A 23,707-nucleotide genomic window follows, 5' to 3' on the forward strand; every position below is an offset into this window, starting at 1 on the left:
CCCTCGACGCAGGACGAGGAAGGACCTCTCAACGATGAGGCGTCGACTGACCGGCGCGTTCGTCGCACTAGCGGTGGTCGTGGCACCGGTGGGCGTGGCGAAGGCGGCCAGCTTCAACGTCAAGGACTACGGCGCGAAGGGCGACGGCAAGGCGATCGACTCGGTCGCCATCGACAAGGCCATCGCCGCGGCGAGCGCGGCCAACGGCGGTGTCGTCGAGATTCCGCCCGGCACGTACCTGTCCCGCTCGATCCATCTGAAGAGCAACATCACGATCAACATCCAGCAGGGCGCGCGAATCGTGGCGTCCGGCAGCGGCATCGACGCGCCGGAGTCCAACCCGAACTCCAGGTACCAGGACTTCGGGCACAGCCACTTCCGCAACGCGCTGCTGTGGGGCGAGAACGTCGAGAACATCAACTTCACCGGCAAGGGCGTGATCGACGGCGCCAACAAGCTGGAGACCGGGGAGAACATCCCGGCGGGCAAGGGCGACAAGATGCTGTCGCTCAAGTTCTGCAAGAACGTCAACATCACCGACGTGACGTTCAGGGAGGCCGGCCACTTCGCGATCATCGTCAACGGCTGCAACGGGATGAAGCTCGACCGCATCACCGTCGACACCCCCGACGACCGCGACGGCATCAACTTCATCAACAGCTCCAACATCGAGCTGTCGAACTCCACGGTCATCTCCAGCGACGACGCGGTGGCGTTCAAGAGCGACTACGCGACCGGCAAGACGTTCCTGAGCGAGAACAACATCGTCCGCGACTCCACGATCCAGTCGACGGAGAACAACGCCATCCAGTTCGGCTCGGAGACCTGCGGCAGCTTCAAGAACGTCCAGTTCCGCAACCTCAAGGTCACCGGTGCCTCGAAGGCGGGCCTGGGCATGGTGTCGATGGACGGCGCGGTCATCGAGGACGTCGTCTACGACAACATCCAGCTCACCAAGACCGCCTCGCCGATCTTCATCCACATCGGCAAGCGCGGCCGCTGCCCGAACAACCCGCCCACGGGCAAGATCCGCAACATCACCTACCGGAACATCACCGGCACGAACCTGACCGCGCCGCGTGACATCCCCGGCGACCCCGAGTACGCGTCGACCATCTCCGGCCGCTCGGACTCGAAGATCACCGGTCTGACGTTCGACAACGTGAAGCTGACCGTGCCGGGCAACCACAAGGAGTCGGACGCCTCGAAGAGCCCGCCGGAGGTGTCCGGCGAGTACCCGCCCCGCATCTTCGGCGTGCGACCGGCGTTCGGGTTCTGGATCCGCAACGCGACCGACGTGAAGTTCCTCAACAGCACGGTCGAGTTCGAGAAGAACGACGGCCGCCCGGCGTTCACCACCGACAGCGTGCAGAACATCTCGCTCAACGGCGTGAAGGTGGAACGCAGCACTGGCGCGAACGACCTGCAGTGGCGCAAGAGCAGCGGAATGTCCGTCACGGACAGCACGACGACGAACGGTCAGGCGTTGCGAGCCAAGACGAACTAGATGATGCCGACCGCGCCGTAGGTCGAGGCGTCGGCCGCGGCAGAGGTACCGGGAAGCTCGCCGTCCGCCCTCCAGTGGGCGGCGAGCACCAGCCCCGGCTCCAGCAGCTTCAGACCGGAGACGAACTCCTCCACGTCCTGCTTGGACCGCGGCATGAGCTCGGACTCCATGCCGTCCGCGAGGTCGACGATGTGGTCCACCAGCTCCGGCTCGACGTCCTTCGTCAGGTGCGTCAACGCGAGAACGCTGCCTTCGCACAGAGCGGCCCGATAGCGCGCAACGACGCCCGCGGGTTCGTCCACGATGTACGGGAGGATGCCGACCATCAGCACCGCGGTCGGCTGGGTGAAGTCGATGAGGCGGCGCGTCTCAGGGTGACGCAGCACGGCGCCGACGTCGCGGATGTCGGACTGCACGATGGCGGCGTTCAGGTTGTCGCGCAGCATCGTGCGGGCGTGGGCGACGGCCACCGGGTCGTGGTCGACGTAGACCACGTTGCACGACGGGTCGATCGACTGGGCCACCTCGTGGACGTTGCCGGCGGTCGGGATGCCGCTGCCCAGGTCGAGGAACTGGCGAATGCCCATCTCCTCGACGCACAGCCGCACCACGCGGCGGGAGAAGGACCTGATCGTCCGTACCATCTCGGCCACGGGGAACTTCTTGATGCTCTCCTCGGCCAACGCGCGGTCAACCGCGAAGTTGTGCGCTCCGCCGAGGTAGTAGTCGAACAGGCGAGCCACATTTGGGCGTTCGGAATCGCCGTTTGTCGTCACCCGCTTCGGGCCGTCCTGCACTGCGCACCTCACCCTGCTGCCGAGCGGCGCGAACGCTGGAGGCACGGTAACCGGCTACTCCGTTCGTGTCCATCCACCATTCGTGAACACGCAGGGTGATGGCCCCCGGCAGAAGCCGAGGGCCATCGCAGGGTTACCGCTGGTCAATCAGGGTGTGTCACACGCCCGCGGTCCGCCGGATCCAGTCGCGGTAGGGGGCGTGGTTGACGCTGGTGTAGTTCGAGACGCTCGAGCGGTCCGAGGTGGACGCGACGCCGACCTGACGGCCGTCCGCGAACATCGGGCCACCGGAGTCTCCACCGGCGGCGATGCCGTCGATGCGACGGACGCTGATCGCGACGCCACCGCGGTAGTCACGCCCGTTGGTGGTCGTGACCCGCGTGTCCGCGACCTTCAGGTAGCGCGACTGGCAGTTGATCTCCGGCTGGTTGGTGCAGGTGGCGCCCCAGCCGTAGAGCTTCACGGTCTCGCCGACCGAGACGGGCGAGCCCAGCGGGGAGAACGGCGAGGTCATCGACGTGGTCACGTGCACCAGCGCCAGGTCGGCCGACGGGTGCTTGACGACCCGGTCACCGGTCACGAGCTGTCCACCGGACGTCTGGTCCAGGCTGCCCGCTCGGAACGTGTACCTGGCGGTGTTCGAGGCCACGCAGTGCTCAGCGGTCAGGATCCACTGAGGTGCGATCTTGGTGGCCGAGCAGTTCTCCCGCCCGTTGGCGAACAGGCGCGCCGCGTAGGGGAAGTTCTGGGCGTAGCTGCCACCGATGATCATCGGCGACATTTCGGGGTCCTCGGGCGCCGCCGAGGCCGTCACAGGTGCGAGGGAGAGCGCCGCCAGGAGGGCGCCCGCGATCGCGGTCAGAACACGCATGGTTGGTCACCTCGTGAGTGCAGGGAGTGGTTAAGCAACCACGCACAGCTTCACTCGGTCGTGTGAGTCTGACCACCCTCCGTTAGTCGGCTTTGTCGCCTTCGTTCACATCAGCCGACTCCGCGGAGTCGTACCCCATCGCCCAGCGGCGGCCGTCGTTGGTGAACAGCAGCACGAGCACGACGACGCAGTAGATGCCGCCCAACGAGCCGAGCAGCTGCTGCTCCGAGGGTCCGTACGCGTACCAGGCGCAGCCGAGCAGCAGCAGCTGCGTGACGATCACGGGCGTGCGCGCACCGTGCTGGCCGCGGAACAACATGATCGACGCGAGGACCGCCCCGCCGAACCAGATCGCGAGCACTCCGGCGGCGCCGAGGATCGGGCCGCCCGACGGAGCGCCCTGAATCACCCGCACGACGAGCGCGACGGCCAGTGCGATACCGCCCAAGCCCTGCAGAAAGGTGAGCGCGGCGGCGATGCGCACAGCGCGCGGCGGCGCCGGGGTCGCAGTGGTCACGGGAGACCTTTCCTCACGTTCTGTACTGGTCACGGATCGTAGGCCACCCGGTTGGAGGGCTCACTTGGCATGCCCCACGCGGGAAGATCAAGGGGCCTTCAGCGAGCCGGCGGTCGTCCGGGGTGCACTCGTCTGCGGGGCCTACGCGGAGCTAACGGAAGGGAGATTTGCGCCACGTTCGTGATGCTGGGGCCACCCTGAGGGAGGACATGCGCGCCGCGAACGGTCACGCACTGTCCTACTCTCAAGTAGTGCGCGCTCTTCTCGTGGTGAACCCGCAGGCGACTACAACTACGCCGGCGGGGCGAGATGTGTTGGCGCACGCACTGGCCAGCGACGTGAAGCTGGAGATCATCGAAACCTGCTACCGCGGCCACGCGGCGGACGCCGCCAGCCAGGCAGCGGGAGACGGGTTCGACCTGGTCATCGCCCACGGCGGCGACGGCACGGTCAACGAGGTGGTCAACGGCATCCTGCGCGGTGGCCCCCGCCCCAACAAGCCGATGCTGGGCGTCGTGCCCGGCGGTTCGGCGAACGTCTTCGCCGGCGCGCTCGGCATCCCGCGCGACCCGGTCGAGGCCACGCACGTCCTGCTCCAGTCGATCGAGCACGGCACCAAGCGCCGCATCGGGCTCGGGCAGGTCTTCGCGGACGTCATCCACGGCGGCCGCTGGTTCACGTTCAACGCGGGCATGGGCCTGGACGCCGACGTCGTGGCGGGGGTCGAACGCAAGCGCGCCAAGGGCCGCAACGCGAGTCCCGCTCTTTATTTGAGCGTTGCCTTCAGGGCGTATGCGCAGAACGTGCGCAAGCCGCAGCACTTCACGGTCGAGGTTCCTGGAGAGGCGCCGTTCAACGACGTCGGCATGGTGTTCGTGTCGAACACCGACCCGTGGACGTACTTCGGCGACAAGGCGATCCAGCTCAACCCCAGCACGTCGTTCGACGGCGGCCTTGGTCTGAGCGCACTGAAGACCCTGCGCGTGCCGACCGTCGGGCGCTACGTCGCCCAGGTCCTCTCGACCGGGAATCCCAAGGGCGGAAATCTCGTTCGGCGTGACGACGTGGGTTATGTCAGAGTTAAGTGCGAGGAGCCCGCGAACCTCCAGGTGGACGGCGATTTCCTCGGCAAGACCACGGCGGTGGAGTTCAGGGCGGTCCCCGACGCGTTGACTGTTGCCGTATAAGCGACTTGACAGTCCGTGACCGGTTCGTGACCGTCTCGGTACCCACCCGGGATGTACTGCAGTCGAGTGACAGCAGAGCGTGAAACCCCTGGTGAACGGTGTCGATCTTTTGGGTGAGTTCACTCACCGGGTCAGTGCTTACCCCTTGACATCCCAGCCGTTCGTGAAAGCATTCACAAGCACCCCAAAACGACCGCTGACAACCGGCGTGCCCTTGTGCGCGCCTAGCTGAGGAGTAGTTCCAATGGACTGGCGCCACCGCGCGATCTGCCGCGACGAGGACCCCGAGCTGTTCTTCCCCGTTGGGAACAGTGGTCCCGCGCTGCTTCAGATCGCCGAGGCGAAGACCGTCTGCCGTCGTTGTCCCGTCGTCTCCGACTGCCTCGCGTGGGCACTGGAGAGCGGCCAGGACGCCGGCGTCTGGGGCGGGATGAGCGAAGACGAGCGCCGCGCACTCAAGCGCCGCAACGCCCGCACGCGGGCCCGCAGCAACGCCTGACCAGGCAGTTAGCCGCGAACAAAGCAACACAGCGTTTGATCATTTTGGAAGAAGCCCGACACCGTGCCAGGTGTCGGGCTTCTTTGTTTGCACACCCTCCCGCATGACCACGTGAGACCGCTGAGGCTGGTCGTCACGTGTGCACGGCGTTAGTTTAGCGCCGCCCTCTGAGCGGTACGCGCAGGACCGCCTCTGTACCGCCTCGGGGCCTTCGCCGCAAGCTCAACGACCCTCTCAATTCGGAATCAACAAGGGTCCGAACGATCTGCAAACCGAGACGATCCGTGCGCTCCAGGGAGAAACCGGGCGGAAGCCCCTTGCCGTCGTCGGTGATCGACACGTCGAGCCACTTGGCGGACCGCTCGGAGTGCACGACGACCTCTCCGCGCTGGCCAGGGGCGTAGGCGTGCTCGAAGGCGTTCTGCACGAGCTCGGTCAGCACCATGACCAGCGGGGTGGCGATCTCCGCCGGCACGATCCCGAAACCACCCTCGCGGCGCACCTTCACCTGGGTCTCGGTGACGGCGACATCGCTCATCATCGGGATGACCTTGTCGACCACGTCGTCAAGGTCAACCCGTTCGTCCACGGACATCGACAACGTCTCGTGAACCAGTGCGATGGAGGTCACACGCCGAACCGACTCGGCCAGCGCCTCCTTCGCCTCCGGGTTCGTCAGCCTGCGGCTTTGCAACCTGAGCAGCGCGGCCACGGTCTGCAGGTTGTTCTTCACCCGGTGGTGGATCTCGCGGATCGTGGCGTCCTTGGACATCAACGCACGGTCACGCCGGCGCACCTCGGTGACGTCCCGGCACAGCACGATCGCGCCCGCGGCCTGCCCGCGTGGCCGCAAGGGCAAGGATCGGAACAGAACGGCGGCACCGCGTCGTGACTCGGCCTCCATGCGCATGGACGGCTGCCCGTCCAGTGCCTGCCTTATGCGCTGGGCGACCTCGGTGGCGTCGAACGGATCACCGATGAGGCTGCGGGTCAACGGGGCCAGGTGCACGCCCACGAGATCTGAGGCGTGGCCCATGCGGTGATAGGCCGAGAGCGCGTTCGGGCTCGCGAACACCACCGCACCGGACGGATCGAGCCTGATCAGACCGTCGCCGACGCGCGGGCTGGTGTGCACGTCCGGGGACGGTTCCGGCGCGGGGAACGTGCCGTCCGCGATCATCTGGCACAGGTCGGCCGCGCTGCCGAGGTACGAGATCTCCAACGGCGAGGGCACGCGCGGCACCGCCAGGTTCGTGCTGCGGCTCAGCACCGCGATGACCTGGGTGCCCAGCCGCACCGGGATGGTCTCGCGCCGCACGGGCACGCCCAGGTGCCAGCGGGGGTCCTCCTCGCGGCAGATGCGGGACTCGTCCATCGCCCTGCGCAGCTGCGGGTGCTCCTCGGAGTCCACCGCGCTGCCGACCACGTCCTCCGGGTGAGCCGTCGGCGCCGTCGTGGGACGGGCCTGGGCGACGCAGAGGAACGTCTGGTCGTCCAGCGGCACCCACATGAGGAAGTCCGCGAACGAGAGGTCGGAGAGGAGTTGCCACTCGGCGACGACCAGCTGGAGGTGGTCGACGGCGGCGCCGGAGAGCTTCGTGTGCTCGGCCAGCAGGTCCGTGAGCGTGCTCAGAACTCCTCCATGCGAAACTGGTGGGTGAAGCAGTTCGATCCTAGGAGACACAGATGTCGAAGCGTGCCCGCAAGCGCCGCGACCGCAAGAAGGGTGGCGCGAACCACGGGAAGCGCCCCAACGCCTGAGTGCTGCGAAAAGCCCTGGTCACGAGCACGTGACCAGGGCTTTTTGTTGTCCAGCTCAGCTCTCGGTGCGAATCTCCACGATCGTGGCGCGGATGCGCGCCTTCAGGTCGGACGGGGCGAGATCCCCGCCGCACTTGCGCGCGAGCAACGCCTTGAGGTGCTCCTCCAGCCCGAACTGCTCCAGGCAGGGGTGGCACTCGTCGAGGTGCGTCTGCAGCGCCGCGCGGCGGGCCTGGTCGCACTCCTGGTCCAGGAAGAGCCAGACCTCGGACAGCACCTCTGAGCAGTCGGTGTCATGGGGTTCGCCGCAGTTCATGACGCTTCTCCGTTGTTGCCTCGGAGGAAACCACGCTCACGGGCGACGCCCGCCAGCATGTCGCGGAGCTGGCGACGGCCCCGGTGCAACCGGGACATCACCGTGCCGATCGGGGTGCCCATGATGTCTGCGATCTCCTTGTACGCGAAGCCTTCGACATCGGCGAGGTAGACCGCGATCCGGAACTCCTCCGGCAATCGCTGCAATGCTTCCTTGACGTCGCTGTCGGGCAGGTTGTCGAGTGCCTCGACCTCTGCGCTGCGCAGCCCGGACGAGGTGTGGCTCTCCGCCTGCGCCAGCTGCCAGTCCGTGATCTCGTCGGTCGGCTGCTGAATCGGCTGGCGTTGCTTCTTGCGGTAGCCGTTGATGTAGGTGTTCGTCAGGATCCGGTACAGCCACGCCTTGAGGTTCGTGCCCTCCGAGAAGGACGCGAACGCCGAGTAGGCCTTGAGGTACGTCTCCTGGACGAGGTCCTCGGCGTCAGCCGGGTTGCGCGTCATGCGCAGGGCAGCCGAGTAGAGCTGATCGAGCATCGGCATAGCGTCGCGCTCGAAACGCGCGGCTCGCTCCGCCGTCGTCTCCGTTGTGCCGGTGGCGGGCACCGCGCTCCCTTCCCACAGGTTCTGGGTCGGGACCGACAATACGCGGGGCCGCTCGAGCATGTTCGTCACCACGTCCTTCGTAACAACGGACGTGCTGGTAGTAATTCCGCATGGCCGGACGTGGGACCCCCGCCACAGCGCTGCTGGACAAGCAGCGGGTGGCGCACACCTTGCACTCGTACGAGCACGACCCCCGCCACGAGTCCTACGGACTGGAAGCGGCAGAGGCGCTCGGGCTGGTGCCGGAACGCGTCTTCAAGACCCTCGTGGCCGACGTGGACGGCAAACTCGCGGTCGGCGTCGTGCCGGTGACCGCGCAGCTCGATCTCAAGGGACTCGCCGCGGCGCTGAAGGGCAAGAAGGCCAAGATGGCCGTGGTGGCCGATGCCGAACGTGCGACGGGCTATGTCGCGGGCGGCATTTCTCCCCTCGGCCAGAAAAAGCGTCTGCCGGTCGCACTGGACGAGTCGGCATTGCAATTCGAAACGATTTTCTGCAGCGCCGGTAGGCGTGGTCTCGAAGTCGAGATCACGCCTACCGACCTAGTGCGACTCACCAATGCATTGGTCGCCCGAATCAGTGCTTAACTGACCGGCACCGTGATGCCGCCCATCCGGACGTTCGCGCCGATACCAGACTTCGGCCACGCGATGGTGACCAAGTCGCCCAGCTTGCCCTGGCCGGGCAGGTTGAAGCGGACGAACGCGGGGGACAGCTGAGGACCCTCACCGTCCGATGCCACGTAGGTAACGGCATAGCGATCCTCGCCGACCGGCGCCTCGGTGTACGGAGGCTGGCCTCCGTTCTGGGAGGCGTGCATGTCCTTGCCGTTCAAGTCGAGGAAGCGCACGTTGCTCACGGTGCCTCCGATCCTGCAGGTGGCGCCCTCCGCGGAGACAAACCTGATCATGTGCGCCTTGCTCTTGACCGACGGAGAGTGCATGTCGTCGACGCGGATCGCCAGATCGCTGCCGGTGCACCAACGGGTCTCCGCCTTTGTGTCGGAGGCCTGAGCGGCGGACGTCGCCACGACGGCCAATGCGGCAGTGCCGGCCAGTGCGGCTGCGGTCGCGATCGTGCGGAAACGGCTCACGTGTTCTCCCGAATTCATCCCGATTGGCGTTTGCCTTACACATCGGTTGACGCCGCGGAGATCCACCCGGTTGTCACGAAGAACGGTATTCGTACTTTTGGTCGATGCCCGTCTCACTTGGACGAGCTCGCTCTATTCGCCGATCTGGCCGTCGATCGCTTCCCTGAGCAGGTCGGCGTGCCCGTTGTGCCGCGAGTACTCCTCGATCATGTGGGTCAGGATCCAGCGCAGGTTCGGGACACGGCCGTCCCGCCACGGCGCGCGCTTGGCCGGTTGGCCCAGATCGCCCTCGTCGAGAGCTTCGGCGACGGCCTTGCGCGCCCGGTCGACCTCGTCCTGCCAGAGGGCGTTCAGCTGCTCCGGGGTGTCGGCGGCCGCCGAGTGCCAGTCCCAGTCGTTGTCGGCCTTCCAGTCCACGCTCGCCCACGGCTCCAGCGGCTCGCGGTCGTGCAGGACCGTGTGGAACCACTGCTGCTCGACGTACGCGAGGTGCTTGATCAGACCGCCGAGCGTCATCGACGACTTGGCGGTGGTCTGGTTCAGCTGCTCCGCCGTCAGGCCTTCGGTCTTCCACGCGAGGGTGGCGCGGTGGAACTCCAGGAAGCCGGTCAGGGTGGCGAGCTCGTCGCCGTCCATCGGCGGTTCCGGGCGGCCCTGTTCGTCCAGTTGAACGGTCATGGGCGTGATCCCAGCCGAAGTCGTAGAGTGCCACCACATGGTCTAGACCACAGTGGAGGCAGACGTGCGCATCCTCGACCTCGACCGCACCGGGCTCGCCGCACTCCGCGGACAGGAACTCTCCAGGGCCGTGGCGGCGTCCGAAGGCCGGACCATGGTCGCCGAGGTGTTCGCCGATCGTGCGGCGCTGTCGTTCGACGGGCAGACCGGCGTGCACAACGCCGAGCTGATGGCCGCCTTCGGTGCCGACGTCATCGTGCTGAACATGATCGACAGGGTCTGGGACGGCACCACGTTCCGCTTCCCCGGTCTCGGCGAACTGGGCAGCCTGGGCGAACTGGCGTCGAAGATCGGCAGGCCGATCGGCGTCAACCTGGAGCCGGGCACCGTCCCCGAACTGCGCAAAGCCACTCGGGCCAACGCTCAGAGGCTCGCCGACGCGGGCGCGGCGCTCATCGTGCTGACCGCCAACCCGAGCACGGACGGTTCGCTCGACGGCATGGCCAAAGCGACCGAACAGATCCGGACGGACGCCGCGCTGTGGGTCGGCAAGATGCACCACGCCGGCCATCCCGAACCCATCACCGCGCAGAAGCTCGTGAACCTGGTCGACGCGGGTGCGGACGGCGTCATCCTCCCGCTCCCCGGCACGTTGCCCGGCGTCACGAGAGAGGCCGCCGCCGAAGCGGTGCAGGCAGTGCACGAGAAGGGCGCCGTCGTCATGGGCGCTATCGGCACGTCACAGGAGGGCTCACACACCAACGTCGTGCCGCAGCTGGCCCTCACCGCCAAGGAGATCGGCGTCGACGCGCACCACATCGGCGACTGCTTCCTGCCGGGCATGGGCGACCCCGAGCTGCTCTACGCCTACTCGGTCGCGATCAGGGGCAGGCGCCACACGTGGACCCGGATGGCGCGTTAGTCCAGCGGGCGCAGCACGCGGTCCAGCCACTCGCCCACGGACCGGCCGACGTCCGCAACGGACGCCTTCAGCGAGTGGTCGCCCTTCAGCAGCACCACTTCGCGGTGGTGGCCACGCTCGGGCTGTCCGAACGGGTCGTTCTCGCCCTGCACGACCAACGTCGCCACCTCGACGCCATCGAGCTCCGCCATGCGGGACTTCTCCGGCTTGCCGGGCGGATGCACCGGGAACGCCAGGCACAGCACCGCCACGGCCTGGCCTTCGACCGAGGTGCGGCAGGCCACGCGAGCGCCGGACGACCGGCCCCCGAACACCAGGGGCAGGCCGTCGAACCAGCGTTCGCCCAGGTCGTCGACCACGGACAGCCAGGCAGTGTCGAGCTGGTTGGCCGCGCGGGGGCACGGCGGCCCGCGACGCGGTAGGGCTGTTCGATCAGGGCCACGTGCACGCCGACCTTGTTGGCGGCGTGGCACGCGGCGACCAGATCCGGGGCCTCCACGCCGCCACCGGCGCCGTGACCCAGAAGGAGCGCCGCACGCGGTTCGTGGGCACAGTGCAGCGAGGCCCGAGCCGGACCGTGCGGCGTGTCCACCAACAGCGTTGTCACGACAACTCGAACAAGGTGGGTGAGGGCTTCTCGTCTTCAGTGAGCGAGACGCGTTCCATCAGGGATGCGTTGTTGTTCTTCACGCTGTTCACCGCCGTCGACACGGGGCGCAGCTCCAGCGCCTCGACGATCGAGGGATCCGGAGCCAGCAGCTCGGACGGATCCAGGGAGGTCGGGTCGAGCCACGCCGACCAGCGGTCCTGAGGCAGCAGCAACGGCATGCGGTGGTGCACCTCGGTCATCGCGCCGATGGCGTCCGTGGTGAGCACCGCGCACGTGACGGTGGGAACGTCGTCCTTCCACCACACGGACCAGATGCCGGCCATCGCCAGAGAAGCGCCATCGCCAAGGGTGATGAAGTACGGCTGTTTGCGCCCCTCGCCCGGCTGCCATTCGTACCAGCCCTCGGCGGGCAGGATGCAGCGGCGCTTGGTCGCGGACTGCTTGTAGGCGGGCTTGGTCAGCACGCTCTCCGCACGGGCGTTGATCATCTTCGCCGCGCCGGAGAGGTCCTTGGCCCAGTGCGGGACCAGTCCCCAGCGCATCACGCGGATGCTGCGTTCCACCTCGTCAGCGTCTTCTGCGGGTTTGCGCTCGACCACCGCCATGACGTGCTTGGTGGGAGCGATGTTGTAGTCAGCCCCTGGCGCCTCGTCGCCGGTTCCGTCCACCGCGTCGAACTCGGCCGCCAGCAGCGCCGGGTCCTTGGTGGAGGCGTACCTACCACACAAAACCGATCACCTCCGAAGTCGTCATCGTCGCACGTCGGGAACACCTGTGCGAGCTGCCCCAACCGTCATGCGGGATCATTCAGGCATGACTCAGCACTGGTCAGCCCCCAGCGCGCCCGGCCAAGTCCATTCGACGGTGCCGGTGCCCGGCTCGAAGTCGATCACGAACCGCGTTCTGGTGCTCGCGGCACTCGCCGACGGGCCCTCCACTGTGCACGCGCCGTTGCGCAGTCGCGACACGGTGCTGATGGCTGCCGCGCTCTCCTCTCTCGGTGTCGGCTTCGCCGATCGCGAGGACGGCGGCTGGGACGTCACGCCCGCCCCGTTGCGCGGACCGGCGGACGTCGACTGCGGCCTCGCCGGCACGGTCATGCGGTTCCTGCCGCCCGCCGCCGCGCTGGCTGAGGGCGAGATCCGGTTCGACGGCGACCCGCACGCCCGCAAGCGGCCGATGAGCACCGTGCTGGGTGCGTTGCGTTCGCTGGGCGCGGACGTCGACGGCGACGGGCTGCCGTTCACGTTGCGCGGCACGGGGTCGCTGGCCGGTGGTGAGGTGACGATCGACGCGTCGGGCTCGTCGCAGTTCGTCTCCGGGCTGCTGCTCTCCGGTGCGCGGTACGACAAGGGCGTGACGGTGCGGCACGACGGCAAGCCCGTGCCCTCGTTGCCGCACATCGACATGACGGTCGAAACGCTGCGTTCGGCCGGTGTCCGGGTGGAGACCGACGCGAACCTGTGGCACGTCGAGCCGGGTCCAATCGCCGCACGGACGTGGCACGTGGAGCCTGACCTGTCGAACGCGACGGTGTTTCTGGCGGCGGCCGCGGTGACCGGTGGCGAGGTGACGGTGCCGGGCTGGCCTGCCGTCACGACTCAGGCCGGTGACGCGGTGCGCGACATCCTGCAGCGCATGGGTTGCACGGTCGAGTTGTCGGAACGCGGTCTCACTGTGCGCGGCCCGTCTCGCCTGTCCGGTTTGGACATCGACCTGCGCGACGAGAGCGAGCTGACGCCGACGGTGGCCGCCTTGGCGGCGTTGGCCGGGGGACGCACGCAGATCCGCGGTGTCGCGCACATCCGCGGCCACGAGACCGACCGGATCGCGGCTCTCGTGAACGAGATCAACGCGTTGGGCGGCAAGCGTCCGAGACCGAGGACGGCCTGATCATCGAGCCTCGGCCGTTGCGTGGTGGCCTGTGGAAGGCCTACGCCGACCACCGGATGGCGACCGCGGGCGCGATCATCGGCCTGGTGGTGCCGGGCGTCTCCGTCGACGACATCGGCAGCACCACCAAGACGATCCCCGATTTCCCGGGGATGTGGGACGCCATGCTCACCGGGGGCGCGTTGAAGTGAGCAAGCGGGACTGGCGCAAGCTCGACGAATCCGACGTGCGCGTGCGCCCCGGCAAGGGCACGCGGCCACGTAGCAAGAGACGGCCCGAACACGCCGATGCCGAGAGCGCGATGGTGATCGGCGTGGACCGGGGACGCTGGACGTGCGCGTTGGAGTCCGGTGTCGTCGTCACGGCGATGCGTGCGCGCGAACTGGGCCGCACGCCCGTGGTGGTGGGCGACCAGGTCGGCATCGTCGGTGACACGTCGGGCCAGCCGGACACGCTGGCCCGCATCGTGCGCGTCGAGGAACGCACCTCGGTGCTGCGCCGGACCGCGGACGACACCGACCCGTTCGAACGCGTCGTCGTCGCGAACGCCTCCCAGCTCATCATCGTGTGCGCGCTGATCGATCCCCCACCGCGCACGGGTTTCATCGACCGGTGCCTGGTCGCCGCGTACGCAGGCGGCCTGGAACCGGTGCTGTGCCTGACGAAGTCCGACCTGGCGTCTCCCGAATCGTTGCTGGCGCTGTACACCGAGCTCGACGTGCCGGTGATCGTGACGCGGTTCGACGAGGAGCCCGCCGTCCTGCGCGCCAGGCTGACGGACACGGTGTCGTGCCTGATCGGCCACTCCGGCGTCGGCAAGTCCACGTTGGTCAACAAGCTGGTGCCGGACGCGAACCGCGCGGTGGGCGTGGTGTCCGGCGTCGGCAAGGGCCGGCACACCTCGACCCAGGCCGTGGCGCTGCGCCTGCCCGACGGCGGCTGGGTCGTGGACACGCCGGCATCCGCTCGTTCGGCCTCGCGCACATCACGCCGAACGACATCGTGAAGGCGTTCCCGGACTTCGCCGAGGCGCCGAGGAGTGCCCGCCCGGCTGCGGCCACCTCGGCGCGCCGGAGGACCCGGGCTGCATGCTGGACGAGCTCGTGCCGGACGCTCCTGGACGGTTGACGTCGTTGCGGCGGTTGCTGGCTTCCAAGGCAGGTTTGGACGAACACCCGGAATGAACTTGTGCCGGTCAGTCACACTCACGCCGTGATCACACGACTGGGAGCCACCGTGCTCGCCGGACTGCTCGGGCTCGGCGCGTGCACCACCGAGCAACCTGCTGCTCCCGAGCCGCCGAAGTTCGAGAACACCGATGCCTGCACGCTGCTGCGCGGGGAGGAGGTGTTCGAGGTGGACGACCGGTCGGCGAGCACCACGATCGGGAAGACCAAACGCGACTGCACATGGGCCTCCAGTCGCACCGAGGTCGTCGTGAACCTGCTCCTCAAGCCGTTCGCGGAGGAGTCGGACCGGCTCATCGCCAACGGCGGCTACGGTGCCGTGATCGGCGACCGCCCGATGACGCGCACGTGCAAGGACGCTTCGGGGCTGGTGACCTGCGAGGGCGTCGTCGAGGTGCGGGACGGCCAGTTGATCACGATCAAGGTCGTCCGGCGGCACGACGATCCCAACGTCATCGGCCAGCTCACCCAGGAACTGGCGCTGAAGGCCTTGGAACGGTTGCCGAAGTGAAGCGCCACCTGCCACTCCTGGTCCTGCTCACCGGCTGCACGGCCACGCCAGTGGTGACCACGGCTTCGAGCACTCCGAGCGAGACGACGACGGTTGCCACGACCTCGCCGCGCATCGACACACCGCGCAAGCTCACCAGCGACCCGTGTCAGCTGCTCACTGCCGCGGACTTCGACGGGCCGCTGAACGGGCCTCCGCAGCCGTATCCGGCCATCCCGCGGTCCTGTCTGTTCCAGGTGGGTCCCGGCACCGAGAAGGATCTGATGGTCCTGGTGGCGTTCGCGGGTGCTTATGCGCGGCCGGACAAGTCCGTGGAGATGCTCGTCGGCGACGGCCACTCGGCAGCGACGTCGTGCGCCACCACCCCTGATGGCATGGAGTGCACCACGCTCGTGGCGGTCAACGCGACCGAGTCGCTGAAGGTCGTCGCGCGCCTGCTGAACGGCAACGCCGACCAGGTCGCCTCGATCGTGCAGGGCTATGCGAAAGACGCGTTCGAACGACTGCCTGTCACGTCCTGAGGCGCTGTCTCGTCCACCTGTCATGAAGGTATTCGTGATCGGTGCGACGGGTGTGCTCGGACGGGAAGCGGTGCCGCGGCTGCGAGCGGCGGGACACGAGGTCGGGGTGCTGGACCGGCGCACCACCTCGATGTTCGACGCCGGGCAGCTCGCCACCGCGCTGACGGGCCACGACGCCGTCATCAACCTCGCCACCCGCATTCCGCTCAGCGCGAAGGCCGTCCTGGCCAGCGCATGGGCGGAGAACAACCGCATCCGCACCGAGGGCAGCGCCGCACTGGTCGAAGCAACTCGGATGGCCGGCGTCGAGCGGATCGTGCAGGAGGGCATCTCGTTCGTCTACGCGGACGGCGGTGACCGGGAGCTCGATGAGGACGCACCCCTCAAGCCGGTCGGGCACATCGCCAGTTCGGTGGAGGCGCAGAAGAACGTGCTCAGGCACCCCGGCGGCGTGTTCCTGCGCATCGGGATGCTGATCGGCGGCGAGGCGCAGAAACCGCCGGTGCTCGTGGGCGATGGCTGGATGTCGGTCGTGCACCCCGGTGACGCTGCGGCTGCGGCGATCGCCGCGCTCGAGGCGCCCCCTGGCATCTACAACGTCGGATCGCCGGTGTTGAAGCGGGACATGGGGATCACGCGCCTGCCCAAGTTCATGGGCAGGCTCTCGGCGTCGCTCGAGGTGTTCGCGCGGTCGCAGCGGGTGGTGAGCACGAAGCTCACCGAGGCCACGGGCTGGAAACCTCGCTAACCCATGTGCGGGTACTTGTGATCCGTCGGCGGCACCAGGGTTTCCTTGATGGCGCGCGGGCTCGTCCAGCGCTGCAGGTTGTAGATCGAGCCCGCCTTGTCGTTCGTGCCGGAGCCGCGCGAGCCACCGAACGGCTGCTGCCCGACGACAGCGCCGGTCGGCTTGTCGTTGACGTAGAAGTTGCCCGCGGCGAACCGCAAAGCGCGATGCGCTTGTTCAACGGCCACGCGGTCGCGCGCGAAGACGGCACCGGTCAGCGCGTACGGGGTGGAGGTGTCGATGGTCTCCATCATCTTCGGGAAGTCCGCGTCCTCGTAGACGTGCACCGAGAGGATCGGGCCGAAGTACTCCGTCGTGAAGATGTCGTGGTGCGGGTCGGTGCCGAGCAGCACGGTCGGGTCGACGAAGTAGCCCACCGAGTCGTCGCACGTACCGCCGGCCAGCACCTCGACCGAAGTGGACGCGGACGCCATCAGCAGCGCTTCCTTGTGCTTGGCGAACGCGCGGTGGTCGATGACCGCACCGCCGAACGCCGACAGGTCCGTGACATCGCCGTAGGACAAGGACTTGGTGACGTCGAGCAGCTGTTCCCGGACGCCGCCGTCCCACAACGAACGCGCGACGTACGCACGTGAGGCCGCCGAACACTTCTGGCCCTGGTACTCGAAAGCGCCGCGCACCAACCCGGTGACGAGGGCCCGGGGATCAGCGGAAGCGTGTGCCAGCACGAAGTCCTTGCCACCGGTCTCACCGACGACGCGCGGGTAGGCGCGGTAGTTGTCGAGGTTGCTCGCCATGGTCTGCCACAGCGCCTTGAACGTGCGCGTGGAGCCGGTGAAGTGCAGCCCGGCGAAGTACCTGTCCCGCAACGCCACCTGGCTCACCGCCTGGCCGTCACCGGTGACGAGGTTGATCACACCGGGCGGCAGGCCGGCCTCTTCGAGCAGCCGCATGGTGAAGTGCGCGGCGAGCTGCTGCGTCGGCGACGGCTTCCACACCACGGTGTTGCCCATCAACGCGGGCGCCAGCGGCAGGTTGCCGGCGATGGCGGTGAAGTTGAACGGCGTGATCGCCACGACGAACCCGTCGAGCGGCCGGTGGTCCATCCGGTTCCACACGCCGGGGCTGGAGACCGGCTGCTCCTCGAGGATCCGGCGGCCGAAGTGGACGTTGAAGCGCATGAAGTCGATCAGCTCGCACGCCGAGTCGATCTCGGCCTGCTGCACGGACTTCGACTGCCCGAGAACCGTGGCGGCGTTGAGGGTGTCGCGCCACGGGCCGCTCAGCAGGTCGGCCGCCCTCAGCAGAACCGCGGCACGTTCGTCGAACGGCAGCTCCTGCCAGCCGGGCGCGGCGTGCTGGGCCGCTCGCATCGCGTCCGCGACGTCAGCGGACGTGGCCTGCGCGGACACCCCGAGCACGTGCCGGTGATCGTGCGGCTGAACGACGTCGATGCGCTCACCACCACCCATCCGCTGCTGACCGCCGATGGTCATGGTCAGCTCGTGTGTGGTGTTCTCGAGCTCTGCGATGCGTGCCTGCAGGCTGGCGCGTTCGGCGCTACCAGGAGCGTAGGTGTGCACGGGCTCGTTGACCGGTTCGGGTGCAGACGTTACGGCGTCCATTCCCCCATCGTGGCACGCGGTAGTAGGGTCCGTCGGGTGGCGCGGGTGACTGGCATCGGCGGGGTTTTCCTGCGTTCCCGAGATCCTGTGCGCCTGGCCGCCTGGTACCGCGAGAACCTCGGCGTACCGATGAGCGAAAAGGGCACCGTCACCTTCCACTGGCTCGACACCGCGACGGACGAACGCCCCGGCACGACCACGATGGCGTTGTTCGCTCAGGACACCGAGTACATCGGCGAGCCGCACCAGCGCACCATGCTGAACCTGCGCGTCGACGACCTGCCGTCGTTGATGGCGAGGCTCAAGGCACGCGGGGTCGAGGTGCTGCCGGACACCGAGGACTCGGAGTTCGGGCGCTTCGGGTGGTGCGTTGATCCGGAGGGCAACCGGATCGAGCTCTGGGAACCCGCAGAAGGCATGTGAGCGCCACTGTCGGTGGTGGCCAACTAAGCAGGCTGCCTGAAGTCCTGTCCACCAACCGCCGAGCGCCCGGCGCCTGGCCCTGATGGCGTCTGCAAGTACCACCAACTCAACATCAACAGGCACCTTTCTACTACCAACAGGTCGCTTCGCGCCCCGAGCACGCGGTGTCGGTCCTACGGATGCGGAACAAGTTGGGTGTAGTTGAAGGTGATTCAATCAAGAGTCGGTAGTACTTGCAGATGCACTCTGTGCCCAGGCGCCAGTGACGTCACGGACAAGACTTCTGTCGGTGGTGCTCACTAGTCTTGAAATTGGGGGAACCCGGCCGCAGTCGTGTGTGTGGTGCGTGCTTATCGGCTCGACGTGCCGAGCACGAACGGGAGAAATACGACCGGGTAGTCCAACCGCACGCCGTTCACTCGGATACGACCGGGACGCGGTCGTCGGTGAGCCCGTCACCCGATGGCCGCGTCGATCCCACCCGCATCCCGATGCGCCGAACTCGAAGGACTCGTGGCGCAACGGCCGGTACACGGCAACGCACGTCCCATGTCGGCAGCCACAAGTCGCTGCTGATCACGTGTCCACGCTCAGAGCAGCTCCAGCACGAACGCGAGCTCCTGCGGCGCGTACCAGGCCAGCTCGTGGTCTTCCGCACTGCCCAGCGCGAACTCCGCATCCGGGTCGCCCAGGTCCGCGGCGTCCACAACCTCCGCCGCCGCGCGCACGTCCTCTTCCGCCTCGGACGTGTCGAGGTGCACGGAAGCGACGGCCTTCAACGTCACCGACCCGGAAACCTTCACGACCGAGAAGTCGAGGTCAGGACGCAGCGTCACGTCGTCCATGTCGACCGCGAGGACCGCACGGCGCGGCTCGGCCTTCTCGTCGCCCGCCAGCAACCGCAACGACGCGCGGGCGGCGTCCAGCATCGCGGCGTACTCCAGCTCCTCCGTGTCACCGGCGGCGTAGGACTCGCGCAGTGCGGGCGTCAGGGCGAAAGCCGTGCCGCCGATCGGAGTCAGTTCGCCGCTGTCGACGAAGGTGCGCAGCATCGGCACCGTGGCGGGGATGTAGACCCTCATGACGCGCTCGCCGTTCCCATCAGTTCCTCCACCGACTCCTCGACCATGGTCGCGAGAACGTCCACATCGGACATGGCGTCGCGGTCACCGTTCAGCCCGAAGTAAACACCGCCGTCGTACGACGTGACCCCGATGGCCAGCGCCTGGTTCTTGGCGAGCGGGACGACCGGGAAGATCTCGGTCATTCTCGCGCCTGCCGCGTACAGCGGCACCTGCGGGCCTGGAACGTTGGTGACGATCACGTTGAACAGCCGGCGGCTGAACGAGCTGGCTGCCCGCGCGCCGAGTGCGTGCAGCGTCGGCGGCGCGAAGCCGGAGACCTTCACCAGCGCGTCGGCGGCGACGGACTGGCCGGACTCCTGGTGGGCGCGCATCGCGTGGCTGACGTGGTGCAGGCGCACGACCGGGTTCGGTTCGCCGACAGGGAGGTCCACCAGGTAGGCGCTCACGTTGTTGCCCGAGTCGGGGTCGGCGTCGCGCACTGAGAGAGGCGCCATCGCACGGATCGTGGTGCTGCCGGTGACGTTCTCGCCGCGGCTGAGCAGCCAGTTCCGCATGGCACCGGACAGAGCGGCGAGCACCACGTCGTTGACGGTGCCGCCGTGGGTCTTGCGGATGGCGCGCAGGTCGTCGAGCTGGGCGCGGGCGACCGCGAACCGGCGCTGCGGCGAGGTGATGCGGACGTTCAGGGGCGTGCCGGGCGCGGGCGTCGCGGCGGTCCTCACCGCGGACGCGAGCACTCCGAAGGCGTTGAAGACCTTCTCGACCGTGGCGACGGTGTCGAGCGCGGCACTGCGGACGTTCTCGACGAGTTCACCGGGGCGCTGCACGATGTCGGTCACCGCGTCGGCCACGAGCTGCAGCGAGCTGGGCTCCGGCTGCGGCATCCAGAGGTTCTCGACGTTCGTGCGCGGCGACGGCGACACGTCCAGCATGACCTGGCCGATCTCCAGTGACGCGATGCCGTCGATCATGGCCTGGTGGGTCTTGGTGATGACCGCGGTCTGGTTCTTCGCGAGGCCCTCGACCAGGTAGATCTCCCACAGCGGGCGGGAGTGGTCGAGCGGCCGGGACATCAGGCGCGCGACCAGGTCGTGCAGCTGGGTGTCGTTGCCCGGCTTGGGCAGGGCGCTGCGGCGCAGTGGTAGGTGACGTCGAAGTCCGGGTCGTCGACCCAGACCGGGCGCGCGATGCGTCCCGGGACGTGCACGACCTTCTGCCGGTAGCGCGGCACGAGGCTCAGGCGTTGCTCGATGAGGTCGACGAGCTTGTCGTAGTCGAAGCCCGCCTTGGGCCGTCGGAACACCGCCACGCCGCCGACGTGCATCGGCGTCGTGGAGTCCTCCAGGTACAGGAACGAGGCGTCCAGCGCTGACAGTCGGTCCGGCATGCGACCCAGCCTAGTGGCGTTTGCGGTCCATCAACTTCTCGAGCGCCGCGCGTTCGGCCGGGTCGCGGTCGTGGCGCTCCAGCCGGATGCGTGCGGCCTCCGGGATCGCCTCGATCGCCTTCGGGTCCACGTTGGCCATGAACGACCTGAGGAACCGCCACCGCGTGAGCTTCTTGACCGGCGCGAGGCGGGCGACGGCGAGCGACACCCAGCTCAGCGCGATGTCGAGCCTGCGGTCGCCCTTCGTCGCGGACGCCCAGTCGAGCACCACGGGGCCTTCCGGGCCGAGCACGACGTTGCCGGGGTGCAGGTCGAGGTGCAGGAGGTTCCCCTCACCGGAGAGGAAGTCGGGCGCCGCGATGACGTCGAGACGGTGGTGCAGGTCCGCGAGGTCCTTGCCGAGCTGACCGGCGAGCCACGGCTTGCGGCCGATCTCCTCGGACATGCGCGGGCCGGGCACGTACTGCATGACGAGCTCGTCGGCGGTGGCGTCGTGCACGCGCGGCACGGGGATGCCATGGCCGCTCAGGTACGTCATCATCTCGGCCTCGCGCCGCAGGTCACGGCCGGTGCGCGTGCGTTTGACGAGCAGCCCGTCGGACCGGATGAACACGTCCGAGTCCTGGCCGCTCGCGAGATGTTGACGTTGCGCGACGCTGCGCATACCTGCCGTCATGTGACGATCATCATGCATATGATCCAAAGCACAAGGGCCGAATGGCTCTAGTGGAGCTCTTCACCCGTTTGAGACGGCCGTGCTGGGCTCTGTCACCCTCTTCCCGTGGAGATCTCGCCCAAGGACCGCTTCGTCACCGTCTACGGCCGCAAGCCAGTGCTGGAGGCGCTGGACGACCCCGCGCTGTCGGTGGACAAGGTGGTGCTCGCCGACACGGCTCGCGGCCCGGCGGCGCGCGAGATTCTCGACGCGGCGCGGACTCGTGGCGTTGAGGTGCAGCGTGCGACGGCTCAGCGCGTGAAGGTGCTGGCCGGCAACGGCAAGCAGGACCAGGGCGTGCTCGCCGACGTGGTGGCGCCGCGGATGAAGCCGCTCGCGCTGGCGCTGGAAACCGAAGACCTGCGCAGTGTCCTGGTGCTCGACGGCATCACGACGCCCGCGAACGTCGGCATGATCCTGCGGACCGCGACCGCCGCGGGCATCGACGGCATCGTGGTGCCGCGCCGCGGCGTCGCGTCGATCGACCCGCTGGTGGTGAAGGCCTCCGCCGGGGTGGCTTTCCGAGCGCCCGTGCTGCGCTGCGGCACCGCGGCGGAGGCCTCGGCATTGTTGCGCGCGTCCGGCTATCCGCTTTACGCGTTGGATTCCCACGCGTCCGACACGATTTATTCCGCCTCTTTCGGTGAACGCGCCGCTTTCGTGCTGGGCAGCGAAACGTCCGGAATCACCGACGACGTGCGTCCGCACATCACGTCGTGGCTCTCGATTCCGATGGCGGCGGGTGTGGAATCGCTCAACGTTGCTTCAGCGGCGGCCGTGCTCTGCTTCGAGCTCGTGCGCAGGGCTCAGCTCGACAGCCAGTGAACGTGATAGCCGTCGACGCGGGGGTACCCCAGCAGTGACGTGCAGACAGCGACCGACGAGTCGCCCCTGACCCGGCCGATGCTGCCGTACTGGTCCCAGAATCCCAGGCCGTTCGAACAGTGGGCGACGGCACGGAAGCGCCCCGGCCTGCCCTCGTCGCAGAAGACCTCGACCGTGCGCCCGTCTCGCAGGTACTCGTCGTAGCAACCGCGCTCCTGCGCCTGCGCGGGTGATGCAATTGCCGTGGCTGCAATGGCGACTGCAACACAAGCGACAATTCTTCGCATTTTCTCCCCTATGTATTCGACTGCGTTCTTAATCGACAGTAGTGGGCAGCCGAATAGCGGGCAATTACGCTGCGGAGTGAAATCTCAATCGCGGAGCGCGATCGCTAGCAGGATTTCCAGCTCCTCGAGGGTGGACCGTGTCGACCGATGGTGGACGCCGACCATGCCCGCTTCCGCCGCGCCTCTGACGTTGACCGCGAGGTCGTCGACGAAAACGCACTCCTGCGGCTGGAGGTTCAGCTTGGCGGCGGTGAGCAGGTAGATCTCGGTCTCCGGCTTCGCGAGCCCGACCTCGCCGGAGATGACCGTGGCGTCGAACAGCCCCTGCCAAGCGGCCGGCGGCTGCCACCACCCGTCCGCGTTGGACAGCAGGGCGGTCTTCACGCCGTGTTTCCTGGCCCTTCTGAGGGCGGTGAGCAACGGCGGTTCCGCGGCGTTGTCCTCGCCGGGATCGGTCAGGACGCCGCCGTAGTCGAGCACCAGGGCCTTGAGCACCTTGTGGACGGTACCCACTTTCGAGTGCCACGTGTCCTGATCGGCCCGCCGACGCGCCTTGTTCGGCATGCCCCCAGTTGTTCGTCGTCTGCCCGCCTACGAGCCGCCTGCCGGGGTGGTGGTGATTCCACGGCCCCGGCCACGGCCTGTCTGGGTGCCGGTGCCGGAACCACCGCCGCCTGCTCTCGACGCCGCCCGGTTGGTCGCGGTCGTGCTGGAGGTCCTGGACGGGCGGCGGGCCGGGCGGCTGTTGCGGCACGTCGCCGTGCCAGGGCTGGCCGCACGGCTGGGTTCGCTGGTCCGGTCACGGACCACCCGGATGTTGCGAGTGCCTCGGGTTTGTCATCCGTCACGGTTCGTGGCAGAGATTTCGGTGACCGTGCGCAGGGACGAGCGGGTGCTGGCGGTGGCCGCTCGCGCCGAGCACCGGAACGGGCGGTGGTGGTTCACCGCGTTCACGGTGCTGGAGTGAGCCCCGAAACGCCACGTGGGCCGCGTTCCAGGAAGGAACGCGGCCCACGTCGGTGGTGCGGTCGGGTCAGCGGCTCTTGCGCTGGTTCTTCGCTGCCTGGCGGGCCGCCTCGCGGCGCTCCTTGCGGGTGCCGCCCTGCTGCTGGCCGGCGCCGTTGGACTCGCCGTGCTGGT

Annotated in this window: 26 protein-coding genes and 4 pseudogenes; 14 read left to right on the plus strand and 16 right to left on the minus strand. The window is 67.9% G+C overall.

The features are described 5' to 3' along the window. Nucleotides 1–34: 34 nt before the first annotated feature. Nucleotides 35–1,507, plus strand: coding sequence for a glycoside hydrolase family 28 protein (locus tag FXN61_RS18280; RefSeq protein ID WP_167975272.1), 1,473 nt, complete (start codon nucleotides 35–37; stop codon nucleotides 1,505–1,507). On the opposite strand, the gene FXN61_RS18285 is transcribed toward FXN61_RS18280, so the two are convergent. The 3 genes from FXN61_RS18285 to FXN61_RS18295 form a co-directional block, all read right to left on the minus strand. After that, nucleotides 1,504–2,349: an SAM-dependent methyltransferase gene (locus FXN61_RS18285; protein ID WP_312877826.1), complete on the minus strand. Its 846-nt coding sequence runs from the start codon at nucleotides 2,347–2,349 to the stop codon at nucleotides 1,504–1,506. The genes FXN61_RS18280 and FXN61_RS18285 overlap by 4 nt on opposite strands. A 112-nt stretch (nucleotides 2,350–2,461) precedes the next feature. Beyond that, nucleotides 2,462–3,175, minus strand: a complete 714-nt coding sequence (locus tag FXN61_RS18290; RefSeq protein ID WP_167975273.1) for a S1 family peptidase — start codon at nucleotides 3,173–3,175, stop codon at nucleotides 2,462–2,464. 82 nt (nucleotides 3,176–3,257) lie between these two features. Then, complete coding sequence (locus FXN61_RS18295; protein WP_312877827.1) at nucleotides 3,258–3,692, minus strand: hypothetical protein; 435 nt, start codon at nucleotides 3,690–3,692, stop codon at nucleotides 3,258–3,260. Between the two features lie 251 nt (nucleotides 3,693–3,943). Here FXN61_RS18295 and FXN61_RS18300 point away from each other — a divergent pair, with 251 nt between their 5' ends. Together FXN61_RS18300 and FXN61_RS18305 are read left to right on the plus strand one after the other, a co-directional pair. Then, nucleotides 3,944–4,879, plus strand: coding sequence for a diacylglycerol/lipid kinase family protein (locus FXN61_RS18300; protein ID WP_167975275.1), 936 nt, complete (start codon nucleotides 3,944–3,946; stop codon nucleotides 4,877–4,879). Between the two features lie 244 nt (nucleotides 4,880–5,123). Continuing rightward, complete coding sequence (locus FXN61_RS18305) at nucleotides 5,124–5,378, plus strand: WhiB family transcriptional regulator (RefSeq protein ID WP_015104912.1); 255 nt, start codon at nucleotides 5,124–5,126, stop codon at nucleotides 5,376–5,378. A gap of 154 nt (nucleotides 5,379–5,532) precedes the next feature. Here FXN61_RS18305 and FXN61_RS18310 read toward each other — a convergent pair whose 3' ends face one another. Continuing rightward, nucleotides 5,533–7,011 carry a PAS domain-containing sensor histidine kinase gene (locus tag FXN61_RS18310; RefSeq protein ID WP_167975296.1) on the minus strand — a complete coding sequence of 493 codons (1,479 nt, stop codon included), beginning with the start codon at nucleotides 7,009–7,011 and terminating at the stop codon, nucleotides 5,533–5,535. Between the two features lie 53 nt (nucleotides 7,012–7,064). On the opposite strand from FXN61_RS18310, the gene FXN61_RS56395 reads away from it, so the two are divergent. Continuing rightward, complete coding sequence (locus tag FXN61_RS56395) at nucleotides 7,065–7,139, plus strand: 50S ribosomal protein bL37 (protein ID WP_096498094.1); 75 nt, start codon at nucleotides 7,065–7,067, stop codon at nucleotides 7,137–7,139. Nucleotides 7,140–7,194: 55 nt separating this feature from the next. On the opposite strand, the gene rsrA is transcribed toward FXN61_RS56395, so the two are convergent. After that, nucleotides 7,195–7,455, minus strand: a complete 261-nt coding sequence (rsrA, locus tag FXN61_RS18315; RefSeq protein WP_167975276.1) for a mycothiol system anti-sigma-R factor — start codon at nucleotides 7,453–7,455, stop codon at nucleotides 7,195–7,197. Further along, nucleotides 7,452–8,117 carry a sigma-70 family RNA polymerase sigma factor gene (locus tag FXN61_RS18320; protein WP_246291709.1) on the minus strand — a complete coding sequence of 222 codons (666 nt, stop codon included), beginning with the start codon at nucleotides 8,115–8,117 and terminating at the stop codon, nucleotides 7,452–7,454. Before FXN61_RS18320 ends, rsrA begins: the two co-directional genes overlap by 4 nt. Nucleotides 8,118–8,167: 50 nt before the next feature. Between FXN61_RS18320 and ybaK the strand changes: the two genes are divergently transcribed. After that, on the plus strand, nucleotides 8,168–8,644 hold the full coding sequence (gene ybaK, locus FXN61_RS18325) for a Cys-tRNA(Pro) deacylase (RefSeq protein ID WP_167975277.1): 477 nt from the start codon (nucleotides 8,168–8,170) through the stop codon (nucleotides 8,642–8,644). Here the strand turns inward: ybaK and FXN61_RS18330 are convergent. Both FXN61_RS18330 and FXN61_RS18335 read right to left on the minus strand, forming a co-directional pair. Continuing rightward, complete coding sequence (locus tag FXN61_RS18330; protein WP_167975278.1) at nucleotides 8,641–9,150, minus strand: hypothetical protein; 510 nt, start codon at nucleotides 9,148–9,150, stop codon at nucleotides 8,641–8,643. The two genes, ybaK and FXN61_RS18330, sit on opposite strands and share 4 nt — an antisense overlap. A 132-nt stretch (nucleotides 9,151–9,282) precedes the next feature. After that, the gene (locus tag FXN61_RS18335) at nucleotides 9,283–9,828 is read right to left on the minus strand and encodes a DinB family protein (protein ID WP_167975279.1); all 546 of its coding nucleotides are present in this window, start codon (nucleotides 9,826–9,828) and stop codon (nucleotides 9,283–9,285) included. Nucleotides 9,829–9,892: 64 nt separating this feature from the next. Between FXN61_RS18335 and FXN61_RS18340 the strand changes: the two genes are divergently transcribed. Continuing rightward, entirely contained in the window at nucleotides 9,893–10,750 is an 858-nt protein-coding gene (locus tag FXN61_RS18340) for a DUF7916 family protein (protein ID WP_167975280.1), read from the plus strand. Here the strand turns inward: FXN61_RS18340 and FXN61_RS18345 are convergent. Together FXN61_RS18345 and FXN61_RS18350 are read right to left on the minus strand one after the other, a co-directional pair. Then, nucleotides 10,747–11,357: pseudogene (locus FXN61_RS18345) on the minus strand (alpha/beta hydrolase family protein). The gene FXN61_RS18340 and the pseudogene FXN61_RS18345 sit on opposite strands and share 4 nt — an antisense overlap. Continuing rightward, nucleotides 11,354–12,088: an SOS response-associated peptidase gene (locus FXN61_RS18350; protein WP_167975281.1), complete on the minus strand. Its 735-nt coding sequence runs from the start codon at nucleotides 12,086–12,088 to the stop codon at nucleotides 11,354–11,356. The pseudogene FXN61_RS18345 and the gene FXN61_RS18350 overlap by 4 nt, the downstream one beginning before the upstream one ends. 85 nt (nucleotides 12,089–12,173) lie before the next feature. On the opposite strand from FXN61_RS18350, the pseudogene aroA reads away from it, so the two are divergent. The 5 genes and pseudogenes from aroA to FXN61_RS18375 all read left to right on the plus strand — a co-directional run bounded on the left by aroA (nucleotide 12,174) and on the right by FXN61_RS18375 (nucleotide 16,220). Beyond that, nucleotides 12,174–13,444, plus strand: a pseudogene (gene aroA, locus FXN61_RS18355) (3-phosphoshikimate 1-carboxyvinyltransferase). Continuing rightward, nucleotides 13,441–14,437: pseudogene (gene rsgA, locus FXN61_RS18360) on the plus strand (ribosome small subunit-dependent GTPase A). The pseudogenes aroA and rsgA overlap by 4 nt, the downstream one beginning before the upstream one ends. A gap of 28 nt (nucleotides 14,438–14,465) precedes the next feature. Further along, nucleotides 14,466–14,951 (plus strand): hypothetical protein, encoded by a 486-nt coding sequence (locus FXN61_RS18365; RefSeq protein ID WP_167975282.1) that lies wholly within the window; start codon nucleotides 14,466–14,468, stop codon nucleotides 14,949–14,951. Next, complete coding sequence (locus FXN61_RS18370; RefSeq protein ID WP_167975283.1) at nucleotides 14,948–15,472, plus strand: DUF3558 domain-containing protein; 525 nt, start codon at nucleotides 14,948–14,950, stop codon at nucleotides 15,470–15,472. The genes FXN61_RS18365 and FXN61_RS18370 overlap by 4 nt, the downstream gene beginning before the upstream one ends. 22 nt (nucleotides 15,473–15,494) lie before the next feature. Then, nucleotides 15,495–16,220, plus strand: coding sequence for an NAD-dependent epimerase/dehydratase family protein (locus FXN61_RS18375; protein ID WP_167975284.1), 726 nt, complete (start codon nucleotides 15,495–15,497; stop codon nucleotides 16,218–16,220). Here the strand turns inward: FXN61_RS18375 and pruA are convergent. Next, the gene (pruA, locus tag FXN61_RS18380; RefSeq protein WP_167975285.1) at nucleotides 16,217–17,845 is read right to left on the minus strand and encodes an L-glutamate gamma-semialdehyde dehydrogenase; all 1,629 of its coding nucleotides are present in this window, start codon (nucleotides 17,843–17,845) and stop codon (nucleotides 16,217–16,219) included. The genes FXN61_RS18375 and pruA overlap by 4 nt on opposite strands. A gap of 36 nt (nucleotides 17,846–17,881) precedes the next feature. On the opposite strand from pruA, the gene FXN61_RS54365 reads away from it, so the two are divergent. Next, nucleotides 17,882–18,268 (plus strand): VOC family protein, encoded by a 387-nt coding sequence (locus FXN61_RS54365; RefSeq protein ID WP_167975286.1) that lies wholly within the window; start codon nucleotides 17,882–17,884, stop codon nucleotides 18,266–18,268. 590 nt (nucleotides 18,269–18,858) lie between these two features. Here the strand turns inward: FXN61_RS54365 and FXN61_RS18390 are convergent. From FXN61_RS18390 to FXN61_RS18400, 3 genes and pseudogenes are all read right to left on the minus strand, one after another. Continuing rightward, nucleotides 18,859–19,350 (minus strand): DUF6912 family protein, encoded by a 492-nt coding sequence (locus FXN61_RS18390; protein WP_167975287.1) that lies wholly within the window; start codon nucleotides 19,348–19,350, stop codon nucleotides 18,859–18,861. After that, nucleotides 19,347–20,740, minus strand: a pseudogene (locus FXN61_RS18395) (WS/DGAT/MGAT family O-acyltransferase). The gene FXN61_RS18390 and the pseudogene FXN61_RS18395 overlap by 4 nt, the downstream one beginning before the upstream one ends. A gap of 10 nt (nucleotides 20,741–20,750) precedes the next feature. Continuing rightward, a complete protein-coding gene (locus FXN61_RS18400; protein ID WP_167975288.1) occupies nucleotides 20,751–21,416 on the minus strand; it encodes a phosphotransferase in 666 nt (221 codons plus the stop codon). Nucleotides 21,417–21,521: 105 nt separating this feature from the next. Between FXN61_RS18400 and FXN61_RS18405 the strand changes: the two genes are divergently transcribed. Next, entirely contained in the window at nucleotides 21,522–22,280 is a 759-nt protein-coding gene (locus tag FXN61_RS18405; protein ID WP_167975289.1) for a TrmH family RNA methyltransferase, read from the plus strand. On the opposite strand, the gene FXN61_RS18410 is transcribed toward FXN61_RS18405, so the two are convergent. Then, on the minus strand, nucleotides 22,262–22,567 hold the full coding sequence (locus FXN61_RS18410; RefSeq protein WP_167975290.1) for a hypothetical protein: 306 nt from the start codon (nucleotides 22,565–22,567) through the stop codon (nucleotides 22,262–22,264). The genes FXN61_RS18405 and FXN61_RS18410 overlap by 19 nt on opposite strands. 84 nt (nucleotides 22,568–22,651) lie before the next feature. After that, nucleotides 22,652–23,062, minus strand: coding sequence for an HAD-IA family hydrolase (locus FXN61_RS18415; RefSeq protein ID WP_312877828.1), 411 nt, complete (start codon nucleotides 23,060–23,062; stop codon nucleotides 22,652–22,654). Between the two features lie 67 nt (nucleotides 23,063–23,129). On the opposite strand from FXN61_RS18415, the gene FXN61_RS18420 reads away from it, so the two are divergent. Continuing rightward, nucleotides 23,130–23,534, plus strand: a complete 405-nt coding sequence (locus FXN61_RS18420; protein ID WP_167975292.1) for an Rv3235 family protein — start codon at nucleotides 23,130–23,132, stop codon at nucleotides 23,532–23,534. The last annotated feature ends 173 nt before the right edge of the window (nucleotides 23,535–23,707 follow it).

Origin of the sequence: Lentzea indica (genome assembly GCF_012184385.1) — a bacterium.
Taxonomy (GTDB): Bacteria; Actinomycetota; Actinomycetes; order Mycobacteriales; family Pseudonocardiaceae; genus Lentzea; species Lentzea indica.